Source organism: Enterococcus sp. MMGLQ5-1 (genome assembly GCF_013155265.1).
Classification (GTDB): Bacteria; Bacillota; Bacilli; order Lactobacillales; family Streptococcaceae; genus MMGLQ5-1.
In genome coordinates, this window is record NZ_JABJXU010000001.1 from 149,249 (window position 1) to 173,360 (window position 24,112).

Annotated in this window: 22 protein-coding genes; 19 read left to right on the forward strand and 3 right to left on the reverse strand. The window is 36.1% G+C overall.

Annotated elements, in window-relative coordinates:
• Positions 1–14 precede the first annotated feature (14 nt).
• The 3 genes from HOY35_RS00710 to HOY35_RS00720 are packed head-to-tail and all read left to right on the forward strand — an operon-like array spanning position 15 to position 1,288.
• Complete coding sequence (locus HOY35_RS00710) at positions 15–356, forward strand: cupin domain-containing protein (protein WP_172210104.1); 342 nt, start codon at positions 15–17, stop codon at positions 354–356.
• Positions 356–673, forward strand: a complete 318-nt coding sequence (locus HOY35_RS00715) for an acetate kinase (protein ID WP_172210105.1) — start codon at positions 356–358, stop codon at positions 671–673. Before HOY35_RS00710 ends, HOY35_RS00715 begins: the two co-directional genes overlap by 1 nt.
• A gap of 30 nt (positions 674–703) precedes the next feature.
• Positions 704–1,288, forward strand: a complete 585-nt coding sequence (locus HOY35_RS00720) for a uracil-DNA glycosylase family protein (protein WP_172210106.1) — start codon at positions 704–706, stop codon at positions 1,286–1,288.
• Between the two features lie 105 nt (positions 1,289–1,393).
• Here HOY35_RS00720 and HOY35_RS00725 read toward each other — a convergent pair whose 3' ends face one another.
• A complete protein-coding gene (locus HOY35_RS00725; RefSeq protein ID WP_172210107.1) occupies positions 1,394–2,149 on the reverse strand; it encodes a class I SAM-dependent methyltransferase in 756 nt (251 codons plus the stop codon).
• 227 nt (positions 2,150–2,376) lie between these two features.
• On the opposite strand from HOY35_RS00725, the gene HOY35_RS00730 reads away from it, so the two are divergent.
• The 5 genes from HOY35_RS00730 (at position 2,377) to HOY35_RS00750 (ending at position 8,849) form a co-directional block, all read left to right on the forward strand.
• Complete coding sequence (locus tag HOY35_RS00730; RefSeq protein ID WP_172210108.1) at positions 2,377–3,099, forward strand: methionine ABC transporter ATP-binding protein; 723 nt, start codon at positions 2,377–2,379, stop codon at positions 3,097–3,099.
• Complete coding sequence (locus tag HOY35_RS00735; RefSeq protein ID WP_172210109.1) at positions 3,096–3,767, forward strand: methionine ABC transporter permease; 672 nt, start codon at positions 3,096–3,098, stop codon at positions 3,765–3,767. Before HOY35_RS00730 ends, HOY35_RS00735 begins: the two co-directional genes overlap by 4 nt.
• A gap of 59 nt (positions 3,768–3,826) precedes the next feature.
• Positions 3,827–4,663, forward strand: a complete 837-nt coding sequence (locus tag HOY35_RS00740) for a MetQ/NlpA family ABC transporter substrate-binding protein (protein ID WP_172285796.1) — start codon at positions 3,827–3,829, stop codon at positions 4,661–4,663.
• Between the two features lie 1,024 nt (positions 4,664–5,687).
• Positions 5,688–7,286, forward strand: coding sequence for an Nramp family divalent metal transporter (locus tag HOY35_RS00745; protein ID WP_249641438.1), 1,599 nt, complete (start codon positions 5,688–5,690; stop codon positions 7,284–7,286).
• Positions 7,287–7,424: 138 nt separating this feature from the next.
• On the forward strand, positions 7,425–8,849 hold the full coding sequence (locus tag HOY35_RS00750) for a helix-turn-helix domain-containing protein (RefSeq protein ID WP_172210111.1): 1,425 nt from the start codon (positions 7,425–7,427) through the stop codon (positions 8,847–8,849).
• A gap of 1 nt (position 8,850) precedes the next feature.
• Here the strand turns inward: HOY35_RS00750 and HOY35_RS00755 are convergent, their stop codons facing one another.
• Positions 8,851–11,406, reverse strand: a complete 2,556-nt coding sequence (locus HOY35_RS00755; protein ID WP_172210112.1) for an HAD-IC family P-type ATPase — start codon at positions 11,404–11,406, stop codon at positions 8,851–8,853.
• A gap of 216 nt (positions 11,407–11,622) precedes the next feature.
• Between HOY35_RS00755 and HOY35_RS00760 the strand changes: the two genes are divergently transcribed.
• The 9 genes from HOY35_RS00760 to HOY35_RS00800 all read left to right on the forward strand — a co-directional run bounded on the left by HOY35_RS00760 (position 11,623) and on the right by HOY35_RS00800 (position 19,275).
• On the forward strand, positions 11,623–12,483 hold the full coding sequence (locus HOY35_RS00760; RefSeq protein ID WP_172210113.1) for an AraC family transcriptional regulator: 861 nt from the start codon (positions 11,623–11,625) through the stop codon (positions 12,481–12,483).
• A 220-nt stretch (positions 12,484–12,703) separates the two neighbouring features.
• Positions 12,704–13,567, forward strand: coding sequence for a GRP family sugar transporter (locus tag HOY35_RS00765; RefSeq protein ID WP_172210114.1), 864 nt, complete (start codon positions 12,704–12,706; stop codon positions 13,565–13,567).
• A 12-nt stretch (positions 13,568–13,579) separates the two neighbouring features.
• Positions 13,580–14,590 (forward strand): Gfo/Idh/MocA family protein, encoded by a 1,011-nt coding sequence (locus HOY35_RS00770; protein WP_172210115.1) that lies wholly within the window; start codon positions 13,580–13,582, stop codon positions 14,588–14,590.
• Between the two features lie 187 nt (positions 14,591–14,777).
• Positions 14,778–15,614: an AraC family transcriptional regulator gene (locus HOY35_RS00775; RefSeq protein WP_172210116.1), complete on the forward strand. Its 837-nt coding sequence runs from the start codon at positions 14,778–14,780 to the stop codon at positions 15,612–15,614.
• A gap of 528 nt (positions 15,615–16,142) precedes the next feature.
• A complete protein-coding gene (locus HOY35_RS00780; protein ID WP_172210117.1) occupies positions 16,143–16,472 on the forward strand; it encodes a carboxymuconolactone decarboxylase family protein in 330 nt (109 codons plus the stop codon).
• Entirely contained in the window at positions 16,465–16,851 is a 387-nt protein-coding gene (locus HOY35_RS00785) for a cupin domain-containing protein (RefSeq protein WP_172210118.1), read from the forward strand. Before HOY35_RS00780 ends, HOY35_RS00785 begins: the two co-directional genes overlap by 8 nt.
• Positions 16,852–16,863: 12 nt before the next feature.
• Positions 16,864–17,721 carry an aldo/keto reductase gene (locus HOY35_RS00790; RefSeq protein WP_172210119.1) on the forward strand — a complete coding sequence of 286 codons (858 nt, stop codon included), beginning with the start codon at positions 16,864–16,866 and terminating at the stop codon, positions 17,719–17,721.
• 101 nt (positions 17,722–17,822) lie between these two features.
• Positions 17,823–18,206 carry a MerR family transcriptional regulator gene (locus tag HOY35_RS00795; RefSeq protein ID WP_172210120.1) on the forward strand — a complete coding sequence of 128 codons (384 nt, stop codon included), beginning with the start codon at positions 17,823–17,825 and terminating at the stop codon, positions 18,204–18,206.
• A 97-nt stretch (positions 18,207–18,303) separates the two neighbouring features.
• Positions 18,304–19,275, forward strand: a complete 972-nt coding sequence (locus HOY35_RS00800) for a S66 peptidase family protein (protein WP_172210121.1) — start codon at positions 18,304–18,306, stop codon at positions 19,273–19,275.
• 128 nt (positions 19,276–19,403) lie between these two features.
• Here the strand turns inward: HOY35_RS00800 and HOY35_RS00805 are convergent, their stop codons facing one another.
• Positions 19,404–20,099, reverse strand: a complete 696-nt coding sequence (locus HOY35_RS00805) for a GntR family transcriptional regulator (protein WP_172210122.1) — start codon at positions 20,097–20,099, stop codon at positions 19,404–19,406.
• A gap of 143 nt (positions 20,100–20,242) precedes the next feature.
• On the opposite strand from HOY35_RS00805, the gene HOY35_RS00810 reads away from it, so the two are divergent.
• A complete protein-coding gene (locus HOY35_RS00810; protein WP_172210123.1) occupies positions 20,243–22,123 on the forward strand; it encodes a beta-glucoside-specific PTS transporter subunit IIABC in 1,881 nt (626 codons plus the stop codon).
• A 17-nt stretch (positions 22,124–22,140) separates the two neighbouring features.
• The gene (locus tag HOY35_RS00815) at positions 22,141–23,568 is read left to right on the forward strand and encodes a 6-phospho-beta-glucosidase (protein WP_172210124.1); all 1,428 of its coding nucleotides are present in this window, start codon (positions 22,141–22,143) and stop codon (positions 23,566–23,568) included.
• Positions 23,569–24,112: the final 544 nt, after the last annotated feature.

Consider the following 24,112-nt stretch of genomic DNA (forward strand, 5'->3'; position numbering starts at 1 on the left):
TAAGGAGTATTATTATGGCATTTATTCAAAAAATACCACAGAGCGAGGTTATCAATCTCAAAAATATCGTTACCGTTGAACCAGAGCAAATGCTGAGTCAGACCCTTGTTAATCGAGAAGAGCTTGGAATGACCTTATTCTCATTAGATAAGAATCAAGCGATTGGTCGACATAGCTCGCCCGGTGATGCTATGGTTAATATTTTAAGTGGCATTGCCAAAATCACTATTGATGAAAGTGATTATATTGTTAAAGCAGGTGAAACAATCGTTATGCCTGCCAATCGACCACACGCACTTTATGCGCTTGAAGCATTTCAAATGCTGTTGATTGTGGTCAAGCCTGAGGTGTCATAATGCTTATTAATCTTTTAAACCAGATTAATTATCATCCACAACAAATCGCTAGTCGGACAATGAGCAAAAAAATGGGCGTTGAAGTGCCAATTACCTTATATGCCTTTTTTGAGGGCGAAAAAATAAGTAACGAATATAGTGAATTTGTTAAGCTGATACAGGTATTAGAAGGAAAATTGGCAGTGCAGATTAAAGGTGAACAGCCTGCTCAAATTCAGGCTGGTGAGCTGTTTGTAGTGCCTGCTAAGCAATCGCATCAAATTACGGCACTCCTCAATACCAAGTTTTTACAAATCGAGTTATCGCCCAAGCATTAGGTTAGCATTGAAAGAGAGGTAGTAGCTTAGATGGATCGCTTAGAAAAAATAACGGCAGACATTATGGCAGATAAAGAAAATTTAAGGTATACAAAGGCTGGTATTAAACCATTATTTTCTGTTCATCCACAGGCCAAGCTATTAATTATTGGTCAAGCGCCAGGAAAGCAGGCAGAACAGTCAGGCTTATTTTGGAATGATCCAAGTGGGGATAGACTTCGTGATTGGCTAGGAATTGATAAAAGGACTTTTTATCAATCTGAAAAAATCGCAATATTGCCAATGGACTTTTATTTTCCGGGTAAGGGTAAAACAGGTGATTTACCCCCACGGCAAGCCTTTGCAGAAAAATGGCATCCAAGATTAATTGCCTTAATGCCAGATTTAAAGCTAACGTTACTAGTTGGTCGTTATGCGCAAAAGTATTATCTGCATTTAAAATCTAGCACACCAATTACTGACGTTATTAAGGATTATCAGCATTATTTACCTGATTATTTTCCGTTAATTCATCCTTCTCCATTGAATGCACGTTGGCTGAAAAAAAATCCTTGGTTTGCTGAAGCAGTTTTACCTGTCTTGAAGACAAGAGTTAAGTCTGCTTTGATTGAATAATGATGTAAGCTTAACGTTTTTTATTTATAAATAAAAATGTTTCAATGATTGATGTTTATTCAATCAGCGAAACATTTTTTGTGTCTTAATTAAAGCGAATCAGGCTTATTTCGTACTGCGGACTGCGATGTATTTTAAATCCTTGCCTGTTTTGTTAAAAAAATGATTCATATTTTTAAACTGTTTGCGATTTTCTGCTTTCAAACCATTCTTGACAATTTTTAGCGTATTAAACAAACCCTCGTCCTTAATCATTCCTTTTGGAGACATCAGGCTCATTTCACCATGAATGCTTTCAACCTTACTAAAGCCGACTTTTTTAAATATCGCTCGCCAATCATCAACCTGCAAGGGCGCTACATTGACATTGATTGTCGTCTTTAGCTCTTCGATAATTGAGGTGAGATTTGAATCAAGATAGCTTACATCATGAGTGAGTAGCTGACCGCCGGGCTTTAAAACACGATAGTATTCCTTAATTGCTTTTTCCTTTGCCGAGTGGCTGAGCATTGTCAGCATGGCTTCATTAATCACAATGTCAAATTGATTATCTTCAAAGGGTAGCTTCATCGCATTTGCCTGCTTTACTTCAATTAAATGGGATAGCTGGGCTGCTTCAATATTTTTTTGTGCTTTTTTTAAGGCGCCAGGATCCAAATCTATACCTTTGATTTGACAGTTAAAGCGTTCTGCCAATTCAATTGAGGTAGTGCACATATTGCAGGCAACCTCTAAGACTAAAGTTTGTTCGGAAAAATTGGCCGATTGGACTAACCAATCAGTAGCTTTTTTACCACCTGGACGTAAGCGCTTTTTACCTAATTTTGCTAAAAATTGATGGCCGATTTCATTTCTTTCCATAGCTGCTCCTTAATCATTAAATCGATATTGATAATCATTCTCAACAAAATGATAACATAATTATCTTATTATTTGAAATCTAATTTTTTGTGAATTAACCAAGATTTTTGTAATATAAATATATGGTATCTTTTTGCTTTACTATTAAGTATTTTATCTTTTGGTTACTTACATATTGTAAGCGTATACAGATGGTGGAATAACTGATGTTTATTAGGGGATGAAAAATGATTGAAGTACAAAATTTATCAAAAAAATATCAGGAACACCAAGCACTAGACGGGGTATCCTTTTCTGTTAGTGATGGTGAGATACTAGGAATTGTCGGCAAAAGTGGTTCAGGAAAATCGACCTTACTAAGATTACTCAATTTGATGGAGCAGCCGACAGAGGGTCAAATTTTAATTGATGGTAAATTGACCAATCAACTGACCAAACAGCAGGTTATTCAGTACAAACAAAAAATTGGGGTCGTTTTTCAGCAGTATAATTTATTAGCTAATAAGACGGTCAAGGCCAACGTTGCTTTACCGTTAACCCTGCTCCATCAAAAAGATGCAAAACGTGTAAGGGAGGTGCTGGATTTTGTTGGTGTGACCTCAAAAAGTGAGGCATATCCAGCAGAATTATCTGGCGGTGAAAAGCAAAGGGTAGCAATAGCTAGAGCGTTGGTGAGACAGCCTGAGATTTTATTATGCGATGAGGCAACGAGCTCGTTGGATGAAGAAAACACAGATTCTGTTTTGCGGTTACTACAACGAATTCATCAAGAGTTTGGTATTACCATTTTTTTTGTGAGCCATGAGTTAGATTCGGTTAAAAAGCTCTGCAATCGAGTTTTAGTTTTGGAAGCTGGTAAATTATTAGGCATAGTCGAAAATCAACCTGAGCCAATTAGGAACAATACAAGCTCCTACTTAGATAAGGTTAAAGGGAGGCTGGCAAAATGAATTTAATCGATTCAATTCAATTTTATTTGCCAGAATTAAGAACGGCAATCAAAGAAACCGCCATTATGATGGGAATTTCAATGGCGAGTTGTCTGGTGATTGGTTTGCCGTTAGGTATTGCGATGTTTGCTTCAAATCCGCAGATTAGAGGCAAGCGTAATTTGAGTTACTGGTTTTTTAATTTTTTTGTGACCTTTGTTCGTTCGTTTCCATATTTACTATTCATTATTACTTTAATTCCGCTGACACGCTTTTTACTTGGTAGAGCCTTTGGACCATATCCTGCTTCGTTTCCATTGAGTATTGTTGCCGTAGTTATTTTTGCGAGACTGGTTGAGCAAGTACTTTTAGATGTACCGGTAGAAACAAGACTTTTAGCAAATTCATTGGGCGCATCTAAGTGGCAATATATCTGGCATTTTTTACTACCGGAGGCGAGAAGTGGCCTTGTTTTAGCCTATACGACAGCGGCAGTTAGTATGGTTTCGTATTCAACGGTGATGGGGATTATCGGTGGTGGTGGCATCGGGAGCTTTGCCTTGATTTATGGCTACCAAAGTTATCAATATGGGATTATGAGTGTTGCAATTGCAATTATGATTGTCGTTGTTTTTGCAATCCAGATGATTGGCAATACGATTTCGCAAAAAATAGACAAGCGCAAGTAATTATTATAGTCACAAGGCAATAAAAAATAGATAGATTCATTGGAGAAGAGGAGTTAATTATGAAAAAATGGGTTACAGCAATCGGTACAATTATTCTAGGTTTTTCTTTAACAGCTTGCGGTAGTAGTGGCACAGCTACTAATTCAAGTGAAAGCAGCTCGAAAAGTGAAGATAAAGTGATCACTGTTGCCAGCCAAACAACACCGATGACGGATGTTGTTAAGGTTGCAGCTAAGGTTGCTAAAGCTGATGGTTGGGAAATTAAGCTCGTTCAGGTTACTGACAATGTTGCCTATAATGATATGGTTGCAAGCGGCGAAGCCGACGCTAGCTTTGCTGAGCATAAGCCATTTATGGAAAAATATAATAAGGAAAAAAATGCAAGCTTAGTCGCTATTCAACCAATTTATGATGCAAAAGTTGGTTTTTATTCTAAGGATTATAAATCAGTAGACGATATTCCAGATGGCACTAAGGTGGCAATCCCGAATGACGCATCAAATCAAGGCCGTGCATTAGCCATTCTTGCGGAACAAAAATTAATCACCTTGGCCGACGGCGTGGGCACTAACGGCACAATCAAGGATATTGTTGAGAATCCAAAGAATTTTCAATGGTTAGAGGTGGATTTATTAAATTTATCTGAAGCCTATAGTGAGCCTGATGTTTCACTTGTTTATAACTATCCAACCTATATTGCAAAAGTTGGTCTGAAACCAGCGGATGCCCTATTTTTAGAACAAAAAGTTGATTCACGCTTTGCAATTCAGGTAGTAGCACGTGAAGATAACGAAAATTCTGATAAAATTAAGGCATTAAAAAAGGCAATGACGAGCGACGAAGTACGCGAATTTTTAGAAAAGGATCATAGTGATACCTTAATTCCAGCATTTTAAATATTAAATTGATAGAAAAGCACCAGTTCACTTAAATGAGCTAGGTGCTTTTTTGCCATGACGACTTACTCTCCGAGAATTTCAGAATGAAATTTGAGGCAGTTAGTCGGCAAGGTATGCATTTGAACTTATTTTTAGTATACGGGCTAAACCAACTATGAATGCTTGCAGAAGTACAGACATTGGTTTGGCAAAATCTGCCCAACCAATGTCTTAGCTTCTGTTGCGCATCCATGAGCAAGATGGTTTAGCACCTCAAGCAAACGAAGGGCGCTTTAAAAACTTAGTTCAAAGGCTGAAAGAATACTTGTCTTCCTCAAATAGCACTTGCTTTGAATGGTGTTGTTTGCATGCGAAAACGGTATTGTTTCTCAGAAACAATTCCAAAATCACTAAGTTCGTGTTGTTTAATTGCGCAAACGGTATTGTTTCTCGGAAACAATTCCAAAATCACTAAGTTCGTGTTGTTTAATTGCGCAAACGGTATTGTTTCTCGGAAACAATTCCAAAATCACTAAGTTCGTGTTGTTTAATTGCGCAAACGGTATTGTTTCTCGGAAACAATTCCAAAATCACTAAGTTCGTGTTGTTTAATTGCGCAAACGGTATTGTTTCTCGGAAACAATTCCAAAATCACTAAGTTCGTGTTGCTTTGTTGCGCAAACGGTATTGTTTCTCGGAAACAATTCCAAAATCACTAAGTTCGTGTTGCTTTGTTGCGCAAACGGTATTGTTTCTCGGAAACAATTCCAAAATCACTAAGTTCGTGTTGTTTAATTGCGTAAACGATATTGTTTCTCAGAAACAATTCCAAATTCTCGCACTAGGAGTCTTTTTATTACGCAATCGGTATTTTTTCGAAAAAATTGGATTATTAAAAAAAAACAGTTGCATTATTTTTAGAATAGGTGTAATTTTTAGGTGTGCCTTATTTTTGTTAGGCTCACCAATTGTAAATATTTAATTATAAGTAATCGAAAAATAAAATTGCTATTATGATGGTTTAAAGAAAGAAGGAAGTATTTTGAAAAAAACAGCAACTCATACGAAAGAGCGGCATCATTTGGTAGAATATGCCAATGGTCCTTCTCTTGAGGAAATTAACGGTACCATCGAGGTACCTAAAAATATGAGTTTTTGGCGAACATTATTTGCCTATTCTGGTCCCGGCGCCTTGGTCGCTGTAGGCTATATGGATCCAGGGAACTGGTCAACCTCAATTACTGGTGGTCAAAATTTTCAATATTTATTAATGTCCATTATCCTGATGTCTAGCTTAATTGCGATGCTTTTACAATATATGTCGGCAAAGCTTGGGATAGTTTCAAAAATGGATTTAGCACAAGCGATTAGTGCTAGAACCAGTAAACCATTAGGTATTATTTTATGGATTTTAACGGAATTAGCCATTATGGCAACTGATATTGCCGAGGTTATTGGTGGTGCAATTGCACTGTATCTACTTTTTAAAATACCATTAGCGATAGCAGTACTGATTACTGTCTTTGATGTCCTGCTCTTATTATTACTAACCAAGATTGGTTTTCGTAAAATCGAAGCAATTGTCGTGGCTTTAATTGTTGTCATTTTTGTGATTTTTGCTTATCAAGTGATTCTTTCAAATCCGGTTTGGAGCGATGTTTTTAAAGGCTTGATTCCAAATGCTAAAGCCTTTTCTAGCGCCAATCCTGTTTCTGGTCAAACTGCTCTAACAGGGACACTGGGGATTATCGGTGCAACGGTAATGCCGCATAACCTTTATTTGCATTCTTCAGTCGTTCAAAGTCGGAAAATTAATCATGATGATGAAGCAGATGTTGCTAGAACCTTACGCTTTTCTGCATGGGATTCAAATATTCAATTAACAATGGCTTTCTTTGTTAATTCCTTACTTTTAATCATGGGGGTAGCCGTCTTTAAATCTGGTAGTGTCGAAGACCCGTCTTTCTTTGGTTTGTTTGAAGCACTATCCAAGCCCAGTCTAATGAATAACGATGTACTTGCCCATGTTGCGAACACAGGTATATTATCTACCTTATTTGCAGTAGCGCTATTAGCCTCAGGTCAAAATTCGACAATCACTGGTACCTTGACGGGACAAATTATCATGGAAGGCTTTATTCATATGCGTGTACCGATTTGGCTACGCCGTTTAATTACGCGTTTATTATCGGTGGTACCAGTTATTATCTGCGTATTATTGACAAGTGGCAGAGGGGAAATTCAAGAGCATATTGCCATTAATAATTTAATGAATAATTCGCAGGTTTTCCTAGCCTTTGCTTTACCATTTTCGATGTTACCTCTACTTATTTTTACGAATAGTAGTGTTGAAATGGGTGATCGCTTTAAAAATTCTTGGCTAATCAAATTATTGGGTTGGTTTTCAGTAGTTGCTTTGATTTTTCTTAATATGAAGGGCTTACCTGATCAAATTGAAGGCTTCTTTGGTGATTCGGCTACGAAACAACAGCTAGTATTTGCCGATCGGATTGCCTACGTGATTATTGTTTTAGTGCTTGCAATGCTGGTTTGGATGGTTGTTGAGCTCTATCGTGGCGATAAGAAATATGCTGAGGAAGTAAAACGAAAGGCTGAATTACAAGCCGAAGTAATAGAATAAAATAAAAGCAGAGTTTACTTAAGAGTGACTCTGTTTTTTAACATTTAATTGCCGCATAAAAGAGATTGAAAAGTAAATTGACCCTAACTTTAAATACTTGTATGCTTATAGTGAAGGATGTGAAGCGAATTGTATGCGATGTTGAAAAAAATAATTCCAGAAAAAGAGCTTAGACGTCAGGTCTCTCTATTAGAACAGCTTTTAAATCAACCACTTGTGATTGCTAAGGATTTAGCTCGGTCAATTCAAACGACCGAACGGACTGTTTTTTCTGATTTGCAGGTTATTCGGAATCAATTACCGAAAGGATGGCTCATCGAAACCAGTAGTCAAGGTATCCAATTAATTAATCAGGAACATCAGCCAATCAATGATTTATGGGTTGTTTTTTTACCCCAATCGGTCGGTGTTCAACTGATTAAAGCTTTATTTTTCAATCAATCAATCACGACCTTGCAATTTCTAAATGAACAAGCTGTGTCAATAGAAACACTTAGGCGCTATACGACTAAGCTTAATCGTCAGCTGTCAGCTTTTCAGCTTCAGCTTAAGGTTACTACCAAAAATATTTATTTTAAGGGTGATGAAAGTGCCATCAGGATATTATATCACCGACTTTTAACGCCGTTTACTCATAATAATTATTTTTTTGAGGATTACGGTATTCATGAGGCACATTATTTTCAATTTTTAAAAACGCTGTATTCAACCGAGCTTTCTGTTCAAACTGAAGAAATTTTTGGTACCTGTTGGTTTTTTATTAACACGATTCGGATAAAAGCAAATTGTAAAATTAACTTTTTTTCCTTTAATGATAGTGACCCACTTTATATAAAATATCGGGATGCTTTATATCGGGCTTATGAAAAGGAAGGGGTTTACTTAGAGGCGGAGGAGCATTTTTTTGCCTTTTTCTGCTTCCTAGAGAGTTGGCATTATAATAATGTTTTTGGTAGTAATATTAATTTGTCAAATTGTTATCCCACCTTAGTAGAAACTGCAAATCAATTGGTTGACTATTTATCAACTGAGCTAGCAGTCCCCTTGATGCAGTCCAGACTTGCTGATAATTTAACGCTATTATTATTAAAATATAATGAATCAATCTGGCTATCAGAACAATTTCAGCTAGAATATCCTGAATTACTGTTAGCACGTAAGGGTACTAATTTTGGTCAGAGCGAAGTTGAAATTAGTGAGATTATTCAGTCAACGTTAAAGATTGATCAACCTCTATATTTAGTTAATTTAATTTTTCTGCTAGAGCAGCAGGCAATCATGTCGATTAAGCCTCGCCGGCGAAAATTTTATTTTACTTTTCAAGGCGAGCCAGCTTGGAAGGCTTTTTTACAGGAGGAGCTGGCAAATACACTTGGATTTAATGCAGAAATTGAAAATATTGAGTATTTTCAATTAAATAGGCAAGCTTTTGAAGCACAGGATGTGATTATTTCAAATTATCCAATTGATGAAATAGTGCCACAGGTGTTTTATATTTCCAATGTTCCAAGTAAAAGTGAGCTGCGACAGCTTGCCGAGCTCACTTGGGAATTTTATTTATAAATTAGCTAATTGTTGTTGATACTTGCCTATTTGCCTTAGTTACAAATCGAGTTATTCTTTTCTCTATCTCGACAATGATGAAGAGCACTGCGATATTGGCTAAGATGATGAGTTGCTGTGAGCCACTTAGCATTGTTGTGCCAACCCATTGCTGCATTATTGGTAGGAATAAGACAGCACTTTGAAGTAATAATAAGATTCCGATTGAAACAAATAGTATTTTGTTTTCTAGCAGACCTTTATTAATTGATGCATCCGTCAACTCACGACAGTTAATCATATAGACTGCTTGAGCAAGTACAATATTTTGTAACAGGATAGTTTGTTGTAGGGCTTGACCTTCAAATTGCATTGCTAGGAAGTAAGCCGGGATAACGATAAGTAGTGAAACATAGATGATCCTAAAGACACTATACTTAGTCAGAATGCCCTCATTGACTACTCTTGGTGGCCTCGTCATCGTATCTTGACTTGCCTTTTCAAAGCCCAGTGCATATGAGAGTGTGATGGTTGAGACCATATTCACCCATAAAATTTGGACTGGTGTTAGTGGTAGCGGTCGATTAACTAAAAGGGCGAAGATAACCACTAAGCCTTGAGCAAGTGCAGTTGGTAGGAAAAAGTTGATTGTCTTTTTAAGATTATCAAAAATACGGCGTCCCTCTTTGACTGCTTTAGCAATTGTGTTGAAATTATCATCGGCTAGTACCATATCTGAAGCTTGCTTTGTAACCTCACTCCCCTTGATACCCATAGCGATACCGATGTCGGCTTTTTTAAGTGCTGGTGCATCATTGACACCATCGCCGGTCATACCAACAACTTCACCATTTGTTTGCAGTGCGGTTACAATACGTAGCTTATGTTCAGGTGTTGTTCTGGCAAAAATGTCAACCTGTTTTACCTGCTCAGCTAATTCTTGATCGTTTAATTGATCAATTTCAATACCGATTAAGACATTATCATGATGCTTTAAACCAATCTCTTTTCCGATTGCCTTGGCAGTATCCTTATGGTCACCTGTAATCATTTTAACAGCAATACCTGCTTGTTGGCATTCCTTAACGGCTTGTATTGCACTTTCCTTTGGCGGATCGATGATACCTGCTAGACCGATAAATTCGAGATTTTCTAAAATATCGTGATTAAGTGCCTGTGTTTTATCGATCTTTTTAATTGCAAAGCCGAGCACTCGTTGACCTTGCTGGGCAAATTCTGAAGCTGATGCCTGCCATTTTTTAAGCTGCTCAGTAGTTAAGCTTGCCATTGTCATTAATACTTCAGGTGCGCCCTTAAGATAGACAATGTTTTGTTCATCAGCTTCATGTAACGTTGCCATATATTTGTAGCTTGAGCTAAATGGTATTTTTCCTTTTTGCTTTTGTAGCTTTGTAGACGACGCATTTTTTTCAACATAGTGTAAGAGGGCGAGCTCGGTTGGATTGCCTTGTAAATCATCAGCGTTTTGATTATCGTTTAGTTTAAGCTCTTGACAGTTATTCATAATTTCTAGGATTTGTGCTTGGTTTTCAGTTGCCACATTAACTACGGTCATTTCATTTTTGGTTAAAGTACCCGTTTTATCTGAACAGATGACAGTCATTGCACCAAGCGTTTCAACAGATGGCATACTCTTGATAATCGCATTTTCGTTAGTCATTTCCTTAACGCCCATTGATAGAATCATGGTTAAGACGGCTGGCAGTCCCTCTGGAATCATTGCAACGACTAAAGCAATCATCGCTGAAAACATTACCTGCCAGTCCATGCCATAACGGAAGCTTGTAAAGAAAAGTAAGAAGATGATTAAGAAAGTGATACCACGGAAAATTTGACGATTTAACTGATTCATCTTTCTAACTAATGGTGTCGTTTGCTGCTGGACGGATTGCAAGGCTTGATTGATTTTACCAATTTCGGTTGCGTCACCTGTCGCTACAACAATCCCTAAGGCAGAGCCTGCTTGCACCAAGGTACCTGAGAAGGCCATATTGCCCTGATCCCCTGCAGGTAGAGTATCTGATAAGCTTTCTGTTTGCTTTTCTGTCGCCTCTGATTCGCCAGTCAGTATTGATTCTTCGATTAATAAATCATGAACTTCGATTAATCGTAGGTCCGCTGGGACAACATCTCCTGAATTGAGGGCGACAATATCGCCTAGCACCAATTCTTCGTTTGCTACCGTTTGCTTAGTACCATTGCTAATGACAACTGAATCTTGGCCCATCATCTGCTTTAGACCATCTAAGGATTCTTCCGCTTTCCGTTCCTGATAATAGCCGACAAGACCATTGACAATAACGACTAGTAATATAATGCCGCCTTCTACATATTCACCTGTTAAGAATTTAATAATTGAGGCAACCAAAAGGACAATCATTAATAAGTCTGTAAAATGCTTTAGCAGCTTTTGCCAAGGCTTCAAACCTTTTTTCTCAGTCATTGCATTTGGACCATTAATTTCAAGGCGTTCTTTTCTTTCAGTCGGCATTAAGCCACCTGAGCCTGTTTTTAATTTATGTTTAATTTCTTCTACGGTTAGTTGATACCACTTCATTTTTTCCGCCTCCGCTTTCATTTGATACTTTAATTATAGGTGACTGATTTTTTGATCACAGTCGATAATTTCAGCTTGACCTGAAAAAGTTGCTTTTTAGGAGTTCATCTGCCTAGATTTTTATAGATAAAAATTTTATAACAATATCGTTAGTTTTTTATTTTATAATAGAGTTATTAATAACGGTTTTGATTTATGATTCGAGGGAGAGTTGTGATGAAACAATATTTTTTGTTGTCAGATAAGCAAAATAAAAATTCAAGCAGTGATTATCAATTAATTTATATGAGTAAGGTTGAAGGTGTTGATAAAGATCACCCAAGAATGCTACATTCGCACCAATCAATTGTGGAATTGATTTTGATTACGGCTGGTAGTAGTAAAATTTTTATTGGTAATCAATATTTTCCGGTAAAAAAGGGGGATTTAATTATTTATAATAGTGGTGTTGTTCACGATGAACTGTCAAGCAATGATCCAATTGCTTTATATTGCATTGGGATTAAAGGAATTAATGAAACTAATTTAAGGGCGGATGCCTTGATTTCAGATCGTGCAGAACCAATTTTTGAAACTGGGCAATATTATGCCGTTCTCTTGCCATTATTTCAAAGTGCGTTTGATATGCTTGAACAAGAAATTAATAATTATAATTCATTGGTACAGACATTAGGTCAAACCATAATTGAATTGATCAAAGCAAATGTCATCAATAATCAATCGAAATTAGCTGAAGATTCATCGAAATTAATTATTGTTCAGGAAATTAAGCAGTATTTAGATGTTCATTTTTCGGAGGAATTTAAATTAAGCACATTAAATCAAGAAGGGCGTTGGCCAATCAATGAATACTACTTTGCCCATAAGTTTAAGGCACTTTATGATTATACCCCCATTGAATATTTGCAAAGAAGAAGGATTGGTGAAGCACAAACGCTTTTAATCAATACTGATTTGTCAATTACTGAAATCGCCTATCAAGTTGGCTTTAATAGCTCTTCTTATTTTACAACGCTCTTTAAAAAAATTGTCAAGCTGACACCTAAAACATACCGAAATCAATATACTGCTCGCTAAAAAAGCAAGATTTTATAAAATCTCATATCTTAATAAATGAAATCGTTGGTGGTAAACGATTTCATTATTTATTTCTAACAAGAAAAATGAATAAATTATAATTGATAACAATTATAATGTGAATATAAATACAATGATTTACAAAATTAGCGCTAATTATTATGGATTGTATTTTTAAGTTTTCTGCTTTTATGTGAAAAAAATAACAAGGAGATGTGATATGAGTAGTATTTTATTAGGATTGGTGCCTGCTTTGATGTGGGGCTTGCAGCCATTGGTAATGCAAAAGATTGGTGGTAAGGCTACCAATCAACAAATGGGGATGGCAATGGGAACATTGTTATTCTCTCTTGGTGTTCTTTTTTTTCATCAGCCAGCTTGGAGTCTCAATCTTATAGTCGCAAGCTTAGCCTGTGGTCTGGTTTGGTCATTTGGTCAAATTAATCAAATTAAAAGCTTCCATATTATTGGTGTTTCTCGTGCGATGCCGATTTCAACTGGGACACAGCTTATTGGTACTTCGCTTGTTGGGGTTTTATATTTTCAAGAGTGGACCAAATCAATGCAATTTATTCTTGGGATTAGTGCTTTAATTTTAATTATTTTAGGTGTTACCTTTACTGCCTTTCAAGAGAAAAACCAGCAAGCTAGCCAACGAGTGGATATGAAAAAGGGTGTTTTGATTTTAGTGATTTCATCAATTGCTTTTGTGCTTTATGCTGTAATTCCAAGAGTCGCAGGTATTAATGGCTGGGATGCTGTGTTTCCACAGGCAATTGGTATGCTTCTAGGGTCAATTTTATTTTGTTCTTTTGAAAAACAGCCTGACATTTTTGGTCAGAAATCCTTTTATAATATTATCACTGGTTTCTTCTTTGCTATTGCAAATATTACCATGATGCTTTCTAACGAAACCAATGGTGTTGCACTTGGCTTTACCCTATCGCAGATGAATGTGATTGTTTCAACTTTAGGTGGTATGCTGATTTTGCATGAGGTTAAAACCTCTAAGGAAATTAAATATACGTTGGGTGGTTTAATTCTAGTAGTTGCTGGCGGCATTTTGATTGGCATGACAAAATAGGAGGTAAGAAAAATGACAAAGAAAATTTTACGAGTAGGTGTTATCGGCTGTGGTGCGATTGGTAAGGAGCATATTGAAAGACTTACTAATGTTGTTGCTAACACTGTCGTCGTTGCAGTTTACGATTATTTTGAGGAAGTGGCACAATCAGTAGCAGCTAAATATCAGATTGAGGCAGCTCCAAGTGGTGAGGCCTTAATTGCAAGAGAAGATATTGATGCTATCTTAATTACCTCAACAGATGATACACATGCAGGCTACGTTTTTGAGGCTTTAAAATTTAAAAAATATATATTTTGTGAAAAGCCTTTAGCTTTAACTGCTGAAGAATGTCAAGAGATGATGGCAAAAGAAGTTCAAATTGGTAAGCGGTTGATTCAAGTTGGCTTTAATCGCCGATTTGATATTGGTTACCGTGAGATGAAGCAAGCAATACAGGCGGGTGAAATTGGTGAGCCGTTATTAATTCATAGTGCGCACCGGAATATATCACAGGCTGCTGGCTTTAAAACGGATTATGCGATTACAAGAGTTGCGATTCATGAAATTGATATTACACGTTGGCTTTTAGATGAAGAATACGAAGAGGTTCAAGTATTAACGGTTAAACAAAGTAGAAAAACCTCAGGAGACTGGCTAAATCCACAATTAGTAATGTTTAAAACGCGTTCAGGACAAAGGATCGATGTAGAGGTTCAAACTGATGGTGCTTACGCTTATGACATTCAATGTCAGGTTGTTGGAGAAGACGGCACCCTGAATTTACCTGATCCAGCTAGAGTTTTGAAAAGAGCCTCTGGCCATTATACATACGGCTTAACTGATCATTGGGCAAAGCGCTTCATTGATTCATATGATACAGAATTTAAAGAATGGGCAGCATCAGTTTTAAAAGAGAAATTAGTGGGGCCGAGTGCATGGGATGGCTATGTTTCTTGTGTTGTAGCTGATCGTTTAATTCAATCAAGAATATCAGGAGAGGCCGAAAAAATCGAATTGATTGAGAAAGCTGATATTTATTAATTTATATTTTTATATAAAAGGTTAATTTTAATTGAGAGGTGGTTTTAATTTCATTAATTTGAATTAATGCCATCTTTTTTTAGGGCTGTTTTTGCTATATCATGGATTTTTGGATAATAAGATAAATGCTTTATTCTTTTATGATTTAGCGTATAATATAAATATGATTTTGAAAGGGGTTACAGTATTGCAATATTTTAATTCAAAAACATTTAATCCCGAGATATTATATGCCTATGATCCATGGAATGAGCCCGGTGATGCGTGCCAGCCCCATCAGCATGAATTTTTAGAAATTAGTATTGTATTGGAAGGTGAAGCGGATTATATTATTGATGGTCAGGGGATTCGACTAGGTGCAGGTCGAGTAATGCTTTTTAATCCCGGTGTCATTCACAGTGAAACGCAGCGGGAAAATAGTCGATCACATCAACTACATATTGGCATTACCAATATTATGTTAACTGGATTGAGTAGGAATTTTTTTCCAAATAAATATCCAATCATTGAGCTAGGTGAACATCACAGTCAATTCTTAGAATGTGCCTGGCGGGTGGTTAAAGAATATAATAATCAGGCTAATGAATTTCATTTAATGGGCAAGGCCTTAATAAATGAAATGCTGGTTTTAATTATTAGAGGCTTAAGCAGTGAAAATGATGATTTACTTGAACAAAAATTATCAAAAGTAGAGAAGCGAAAACAAAATTTAGTTAACCAGACAATTTACTATTTAGAAAATCACTATGAACAAGAGGTCACATTGGAGCAGCTGGCTGAAATATTTTATGTTAGTCCCACCTATTTGTCAAAGGCTTTTAAAGAGGTTGTCGGCGTTAGTCCAATTAATCACTTAATTCAAATTCGTTTAAGACAAGCCAAGGAATTGCTAATAGACACCAAGCTACCAATTAAGGAAATTGCTAGCTTAGTAGGTTATCAGGATGCCTATTATTTTAGTAAGCTATTCAAAAAGTATCATGGTGTGGCACCATCACAAATGCTTTCGGAGCTCAATAGCTAGCGATGAAGTGATTGCTTATAATATCAAATGGATTCAGACAAGCATAAGCGAAATTATTTATCACCTTAAAACCATATTTCTATCGTTGCTGGACAGTCGTTAGAGATATGGTCTATTTTTTAAACTCAATGTCAAATCAGACTGATTTTACTAAAATGATCAATATGGCTGTTAAGTCGCGTCTTTAGCGACTGCCCTTTAGTGTTGCTCAAACTACTTAGAATGCAACAGTTTTAGAAATATTTCTAAATTAAGCTTCTTGTCATCATGTTTCACAAAAACAATCACAAATTCACGCAGTTTAGGAGGCTATATCTTTTTTATCATTTTAAGATAAATAAAAATTGGAATATTTACCAGTCAAATTTATTATAGAGCCAATTTTTTGATAAGCTAATGCGTTTAATACTTTTATATTTTAAAATAATGAGTTCAAAAAAATAAATAATTATGATATTTTTACTTGCCTTGAAGTACACTTTAAGGTTTACAATTGGGTTGTCTTAATTAAGAAAGTGAGGGATAGTTATGAAGGAAAAAATAACAGCGGGCAGAGATCAGTTAGGAGATTTTGCACCAGATTTTGCGAGATACAACGATGATGTTTTATTTGGGGAAATCTGGGAAAGTGACGTATTATCGGACCAGACAAAGTCAATGATTACACTGAGTGCTCTAATTACTAAAGGTGCCACAGAGCAGCTCCCCTTCCACCTTAAAAAAGCCAAGGCAAATGGTATAAATGCTGAAGCAATATCTGCTTTAATTACGCATTTGGCATTTTATGTGGGATGGCCTAATGCTTGGTCGGCCTTTAATATTGCAAAAAGGATTTATCAGGAGGAGAAAAATGACTAATTATCAACCTTTATTTGGTAGAGGCGCTTTAAATGTTGAATATGCTCAATATTTTACTGGCGATTCATATTTACAATTTCTAGCAAGTCAAGAAGCGGTTTCGGTTAACAGCGTTACCTTTAAGCCCAAAGCTCGAAATGATTGGCACATTCATCATGATGGCTTTCAAATTTTGTTGGTTACTGATGGTGAAGGCTGGTACCAAGCAGAAGGTCATTTGCCACAAAAATTGAAAAAAGGCGATGTGGTAAGTATTGACGCTGGAATCAAGCATTGGCATGGTGCGACAAAGGATTCATGGTTTACGCATGTTGCGATTGGTAAAGGTACGACAGTATGGCTTGAATCTGTTAATGATGAGCTTTACAATCAACTATAAGGAGTAATGATAATGTTAGAGGAAAACTACACGCTTAGTAATGGTATTAAAATTCCGAAGATTGGCTTTGGCACATGGTTAATTAATAAAAATGAAGATGCAGCTAAGGCTGTCAAGCGGGCAATTGAAACTGGGTACAGACATATTGATACTGCAGAGGCTTACGAAAATGAAGTGGGCGTCGGTCAAGGTGTTCGACAATCAGGGCTTGAGCGACATCAAATTTTTGTGACAACGAAGCTTCGAGCGGAGTTTAAAACCTTTGCTGAAGCGACTGAGGCAATCAATGAATCGCTTGCTAAATTAGATTTAGATTATATCGATTTAATGATTATTCATTCACCAAAGCCATGGTCTGAATTTACGAAGGATGCGCATTATTTCAAAGGAAATCTGGCGGCATGGCAGGCATTGGAAGCGGCTTATCAGGCTGGGAAAATAAAAGCAATTGGCGTTTCTAATTTTGAAGAGGTAGATCTTCAAAATCTGTTAGATCATGCTAAAATTAAACCAATGGTTAATCAAATATTAGCCCATATTGGTAATACACCATTAAAACTTATAGAATTTGCTCAAAAAAATAATATTTTAGTTGAAGCCTATTCACCCTTTGGACATGGTGATATGTTTAATAATCAAGCGATTCAGGCAGTTGCGGCTAAGTATCAGGTTTCGGTTGCTCAGCTTGCTGTACGGTATTTATTACAATTAAACTTATTACCATTACCAAAAGCGTCAAGCATTGAACACATGAAGGACAATGCAAGGACTGATTTTGTGATTAATGCTGCGGATATGTCGTTGTTGAAATCGCTTGATAAGATTGTTTATTCAGACGACAATCAAAAGTTTCCAGTTTATCAGAAATAAACAATAATCTATAATTAAATTAAAGCGTTGCAGCTTATCGATTTTGTTAGCTTTTAATGCTAGTAATCATTTATCAAATAAATCCTTATAGGAGGTGTGCAGTGAATATTAAACAGGTAAGCGAAAAATATCAAATTTCCTCCGATACATTACGTTACTGGGAGAGGATCGGTGCGATTCCAAATGTTACTCGGAATGCCTCGGGCTATCGTGATTTTGATCAGGAGGATGAAAATTGGATACATTGGACTAACTGTATGCGTAAAGCTGGTGTTTCCATTGAAAGAATTGTTGAATATATTGATTTATTTAAGCGAGGGGATGAGACAATTCCTGCGAGAAAAACCTTATTAAAAGAGCAATTAGAGGTAATTGCCAATCACTTAGCAGAAATGAAAGAAATGTATGATGCGTTGGATGATAAAATTGAGCATTATGATACACATATGGTAAGCTATGAGGGTAAATTAAAAAATCCGGATTGAATGAAATTGATTGCTTTAAATTTGAATCAGCCAAGCATTATATTTGATAGCATAGGCTTTCAATGTAAAATGACTGTTTTAAAAAAAAGGGGGGATTATGGAAAAAATATTTCCTAGCAAGCTTAGAATTGGTGATGAAATTAGAATAATTTCACCTAGTTCATCAATTGAAAGTGTTGGTGGCTTTAATGATAATATTTCAGCACAAAAATATCTTGAAAAAATGGGCTTTAAAATCTCTTTTGGAAGCAATATTCTAGAAAATGACCAGCTTTTTTCCAGTAGTATTCAAGCTAGGCTTGATGATTTACATCAGGCTTTCATGGATAAAAACGTAAAGGCAATCATGACGACTACTGGTGGTTTTAACTCAAATGAATTATTGCCACATATTAATTGGCAAATCATCCAAAATAATCCCAAAATTTTTGTCGGCTATTCAGATATCACTAGTTTACATAATGCGATTCGTGCCAGAACAGGTTTAGTCACCTATTATGGGCCAGCATACGCTTCATTTAAAATGAAGGAATTACAAAAATATCAATCTACTGCATGGCTAAAAGCCGTCACTTCAACTTCTTTTTCATTAACGCCAAGTGAGTATTGGTCAAGCGATGCTTGGTACGATTCTACAGTTGATAGAATATTTTTACCAAATAATTGGCAAGTTTATTCTGAAGGTAAAGTAGAGGGAGAAGTAACTGGTGGCAACATTCAAACATACTGTCTACAGGCAGGCACTATTTATTTTCCAAAAGTTAAAAATCCGATTATTTTTATTGAACAATCCGAGGGAGGAACAATTTTAGAATTTTCTCGTGAGCTGTCTCAAATATTACAGATACATTCTGATTTATCTGGGTTAGTCATTGGAAGATTCCCTAAGGCAAATGAAATGACTACTGATACGCTAATCATTATTTTAAATAAGTTTCCTGCCTTAAAATTTATTCCTGTGATTCACGATGTAGATTTTGGTCATACGCAACCAATTTTTACTTTTCCGCTAGGTGGCAAAGTGAAAATAAATACGGAGAATAAGGAAATTAAAATTTTAGAAGGTTAATTTTGACGTATTGAGATGAATAATTACTAATAAAACAAAAACAAAAAAACGAATTGGACTGATAAATACTTCAGCCCAATTTTTTTGATTGATTAATAAAACATATAAATATCATAAAAATATTATTTTTAGCTTTGAAGGAAAAATTGAGAATGCTCATAATGATAGTAAAGCTTTGAAAAATCAAATGGTTCACCATTGTTTGTATAATAGATTTCTTCAACAAGCAGCATTGGTGAATTTTCCGGTAGACCTAAGTATTTTGAAATCTGACCCTTTGTTTTATGAACGCTTAAATATTTATCTGAGAAGCCAACATGGATATTTAAACCCTCCTCCAAATATTGAAAGATTGATCCCTCGATAATAGATCGGTTTAAAAAAGTAATAAGACGCTTTTTATAGTATGATTCCTCGACTGAAAGAATTTGACCTTGAATTGATTGAATACGCTTGACCAAGTATACCTTATCACCAATTTCACATTGTAAATTATTTGCTATTTCCTCTGTTGCAGCTACAATTTCAAAATTGATTACTTTTGATTCAACCTCTAAATAATCTAAATCACCAGAAAATCCCTTGTGTTCTAATAGTGTAATATAGCCCTTTCGATTTCTTCGTCTCACAAAAATACCACTACCTTGAACTTGATAAATTGCACCTTTAACTTCTAATTCTTTTAAGGTACGCAATATCGTATTTTTACTTACTTTATACTGCGCGACTAATTCACCAACGCTTGGAAGCTTTGTGCCCTGCTTTAGATTTTCTGTTTTGATCTTTTTTTCAATTTCTCGAGCGATTTCTTGATATTTAAGCATAATACCTCCTCAATAAATATTTGTAAGTTAAGTTTATCAATATTTTTAGATTTGTAAATCAAAAAAAGATTGACGATTGTATGGTTATATATTATATTGTACCCATACAATATAAATTGTAAATAGAAAAAAGGAGTTATATAATGAGCAAAAAAGTTAGAGATTATTCAAAATTAGCTCAAGACATTTTAGATATTGTAAAAGCAGATAATATTGTAAATGTTGCTCGCTGCGCAACACGCTTGCGTCTCGTATTAAAACAAAGTACACCAGAAATGAAGAAAGCGCTATCGGAATTGACAGGTGTAATTACTGCCGTCGAATCTGGTGGACAAATGCAAATTGTTATTGGTACTCATGTCGGTGAGGTTTATGATGCTTTTGTTAATCTAGACAATATGAGTGAGCTTTCTAGTGATGAAACACCGAAAAGTTCAATTTTAAATCGTTTGATTGCAACGATGTCAGCTGTCTTTGCACCCTTTATCTATGTGTTAGCTGCCGCTGGGATTTTGCAGGGTATTTTAATTTTGCTCAGCCTAGCCTTCCCAAATTTTTCTGATACTGGAACTTATCAAGTTTTTAGCTTTATTTCATGGGCACCTTTCACCTTTTTACCTATTTTTATTGCTGTAACAGCATCTAAGCATTTTAAATCAAATATGTATATTGCAATTGCTTGTTGTGCAGCGCTTGTATCGCCTACTTGGGCAGAAATGGCTAGCAATATCGCATCTGGTCAAGTGATTACATTATTTAATATTCCTTTATCAGAAACAGTCTATACATCGTCTGTTCTACCGCCACTTTTATTAGTCTGGCTTTTATCTTATCTTGAGCACTTTATTGAAAAACGGATTCCAAATGTTGTTCGTTCACTTTTTGTGCCTTTAATTTGCTTAGTAATCATGGTACCATTGACGATTTTAGTGATTGGTCCAATTTCTGCTGGTGCGGCTTCAGGGCTTGCTAATGGTTATAATTTCCTTGTAGATAAGGTACCATTTTTAGCAGCTGCAATTATCGGTGGCTTTTGGCAAGTATTTGTTATCTTTGGTGTCCATTGGGGTGTGACACCAATGTGTTTAGCCAATTTTGATTTATATGGTCGTGATTCATTCCAAGCATTTCAAACCATTGCAGTGGTGGCACAGGTTGGTGCAACATTGGGTGTTTTTCTTACCTCCAAAAATAAAAGTATGAAAAACGTATCACTTTCAGCATTTATTACGGGTCTTTTTGGGATTACTGAACCAGCAATTTATGGTGTCACCTTACGTTTAAAACGACCATTTATTTATGGCTCTATCTCAGGTTGTATTGGTGCGGTTGTTGCAAGCTTTTTCCATATTTATTATTATGCTTATGCAGGATTACCTGGCTTATTGACAACTGTTAATGCGATTAATTCTGAAAATCCAAGCTCCTTTATTGGCATTATGATTGGTTGCTTGATTGCACTTGTCGGTCCAGTTATTTTAACTAAAATATTTGGTACAGGTGAAACGGTTGATGATGATCAAGCGTTAGCAAAGGAAACTGGAGATTGTGCTGCTGCTTTAAGTAATCAAGAAAAAGCATCAATTCCTGCACCACTTTCAGGTGAAGTTGTGCCGTTAAAAAATGTGCCTGATGAGGTTTTTGCCAGTGGCGCTATGGGTACTGGCTTAGCTATTGAACCAAATGATAACAAGGTTTATGCCCCATTCTCAGGCAGGGTTAGTGCAATCTTTGATTCAAAACATGCTGTTGGCTTAACCTCTGCCGATGGTGTAGAGCTATTGATTCATGTTGGACTAGATACAGTTAATATGCAGGGTGCTGGTTTTGAATATTTTGTAGAGCAGGATCAAAAGGTTGAAAAAGGAGATTTGCTACTCAGCTTTGACCCTGAAAAAATAAGTCAAGCTGGCTATCCTAAGACTACAATTGTTGTAATCCCTAATAGTCACGAATTACCAGAATTATTAATTACGGATAAATTACAAGTAACGACTGATGATACTATTTTTGAATTTAAATAAAATAAAGGAGGCAACGAATGGTACAAAAAAATTTCTTATGGGGTGGCGCACTTGCTGCTCATCAATTTGAAGGTGGTTGGAATGCTGATGGTAAAGGTCCTAGTGTGATTGATGTCATGACAGCAGGTGCGCATGGTGTGCCAAGAGAAATCACCGTTGAGATTGAGCCTGATAAATTTTATCCTAATCAGGATGCGATTGATTTTTATCATCAGTACAAAAAGGATATTGCCTTGTTTGCTGAAATGGGCTTAAAATGCCTGCGGACCTCTATTGCTTGGACGCGGATTTTTCCAAAAGGTGATGAAGCAGAGCCAAATGAAGCTGGTTTGAAATTTTATGATGATGTTTTTGATGAATTATTGAAAAATGGCATTGAACCTGTGATTACGCTGTCTCATTTTGAAATGCCTTTACATCTAGCTAGAGAATATGGTGGTTTTAGAAATCGTAAAGTCATTGATTTTTTTGCCAAATTTGCTGAGGTCGTTTTTGAACGCTATCAGGATAAGGTTAAATATTGGATGACGTTTAATGAAATCAATAACCAAATGGATACTAACAATCCAATTTTCCTTTGGACAAATTCAGGGGTGACAATAGAGCCGGGTGAAAATGCTAAAGAAGTGATGTATCAGGTGGCACATCATGAACTAGTAGCCAGTGCTAAGGCAGTTATGATTGGTAAAAAAATTAACCCTGATTTTCAAATTGGCTGTATGGTTTCTCATGTTCCAATTTATCCTTATTCATGTAATCCAGAGGATATTATGGCAGCTGAGGAAGCAAATCATCAAAGATTTTTCTTTGCCGATGTTCATGTTCGTGGCAAATATCCAAATTACGCATTAAAGGAATTTGAACGTGAGGGCTTCAATATTGATATTCGTCTTGAAGATCTGGCGGTTCTGGCAGCTGGGACAGTAGATTATGTGGGCTTTAGCTATTATATGTCAACGGTGGTCAAGGCAGATGCTAAAAATGATACGAAAAATAACGTCGTTAATGGCGGATTAGCCAATGGTGTGGCTAATCCATATATCCAATCGACTGACTGGGGCTGGGCGATTGATCCAGAAGGTTTACGCTTTACCCTAAATCGCTTGTATGATCGTTATCAGCTACCGTTATTTATCGTTGAAAATGGCTTTGGTGCGATTGACGAGTTAGAAGCTGGTCAAATCCATGATGCAGCACGTATTGATTATCTCAGTCAGCATATTGCTGCTTTAGAAAAAGCAGTTGATTATGATGGTGTCGAGCTACTCGGTTATACACCGTGGGGGATTATTGATCTTGTTTCCTTTACAACTGGTGAAATGAAAAAACGCTACGGTATGATTTATGTAGATCGTGATAATGAGGGCAATGGCTCGATGAAGCGTTATAAGAAAGACTCATTTAAATGGTACCATGATGTCATCAAGCATAATGGCTTAAAATAAATTATTATTGTTAGAGGGCTCATTAATCAACAAATCATAATGGAAAGAAGAGGTTGGGACAAAAGTCCTAACCTTTTCATATTGTTCGTAATTTACGGTAGACAATGCGATAACTTCGATGCCATAGGAAAATAGACAAATTGCCGAATATTGTTTAAAATGCTGAAACAGCTTGTTTTAACAGGCTTTCTATCTTAAAACTGTTCAAATAGATACGTCATCCGGTCAGACAGAAAACGTCTGACTGAATAAACGAATGACTCGTCTATTTGAACAGTATTAATCAGAGATAGAAAGCATCTTGTTTTACGATTTTTTACGAGGCAATTTAGCACCTTTTTATACGTCGTTAAGCGTCTCTTGTCCCACCTCCTTTTTTAATGTGTATAACTCACGAGTCTATAAAATAGAAGGATTTGACATAGAGCTAAAAAATTCGTGATACAGTAAATCATTATTATAGCCTATTTCTATTGAGCTTTTTGATTAGATTTTTAAAATTAGGGCTTAATTTGAGTGCAGATAGATTTTCTAAGACTGATAT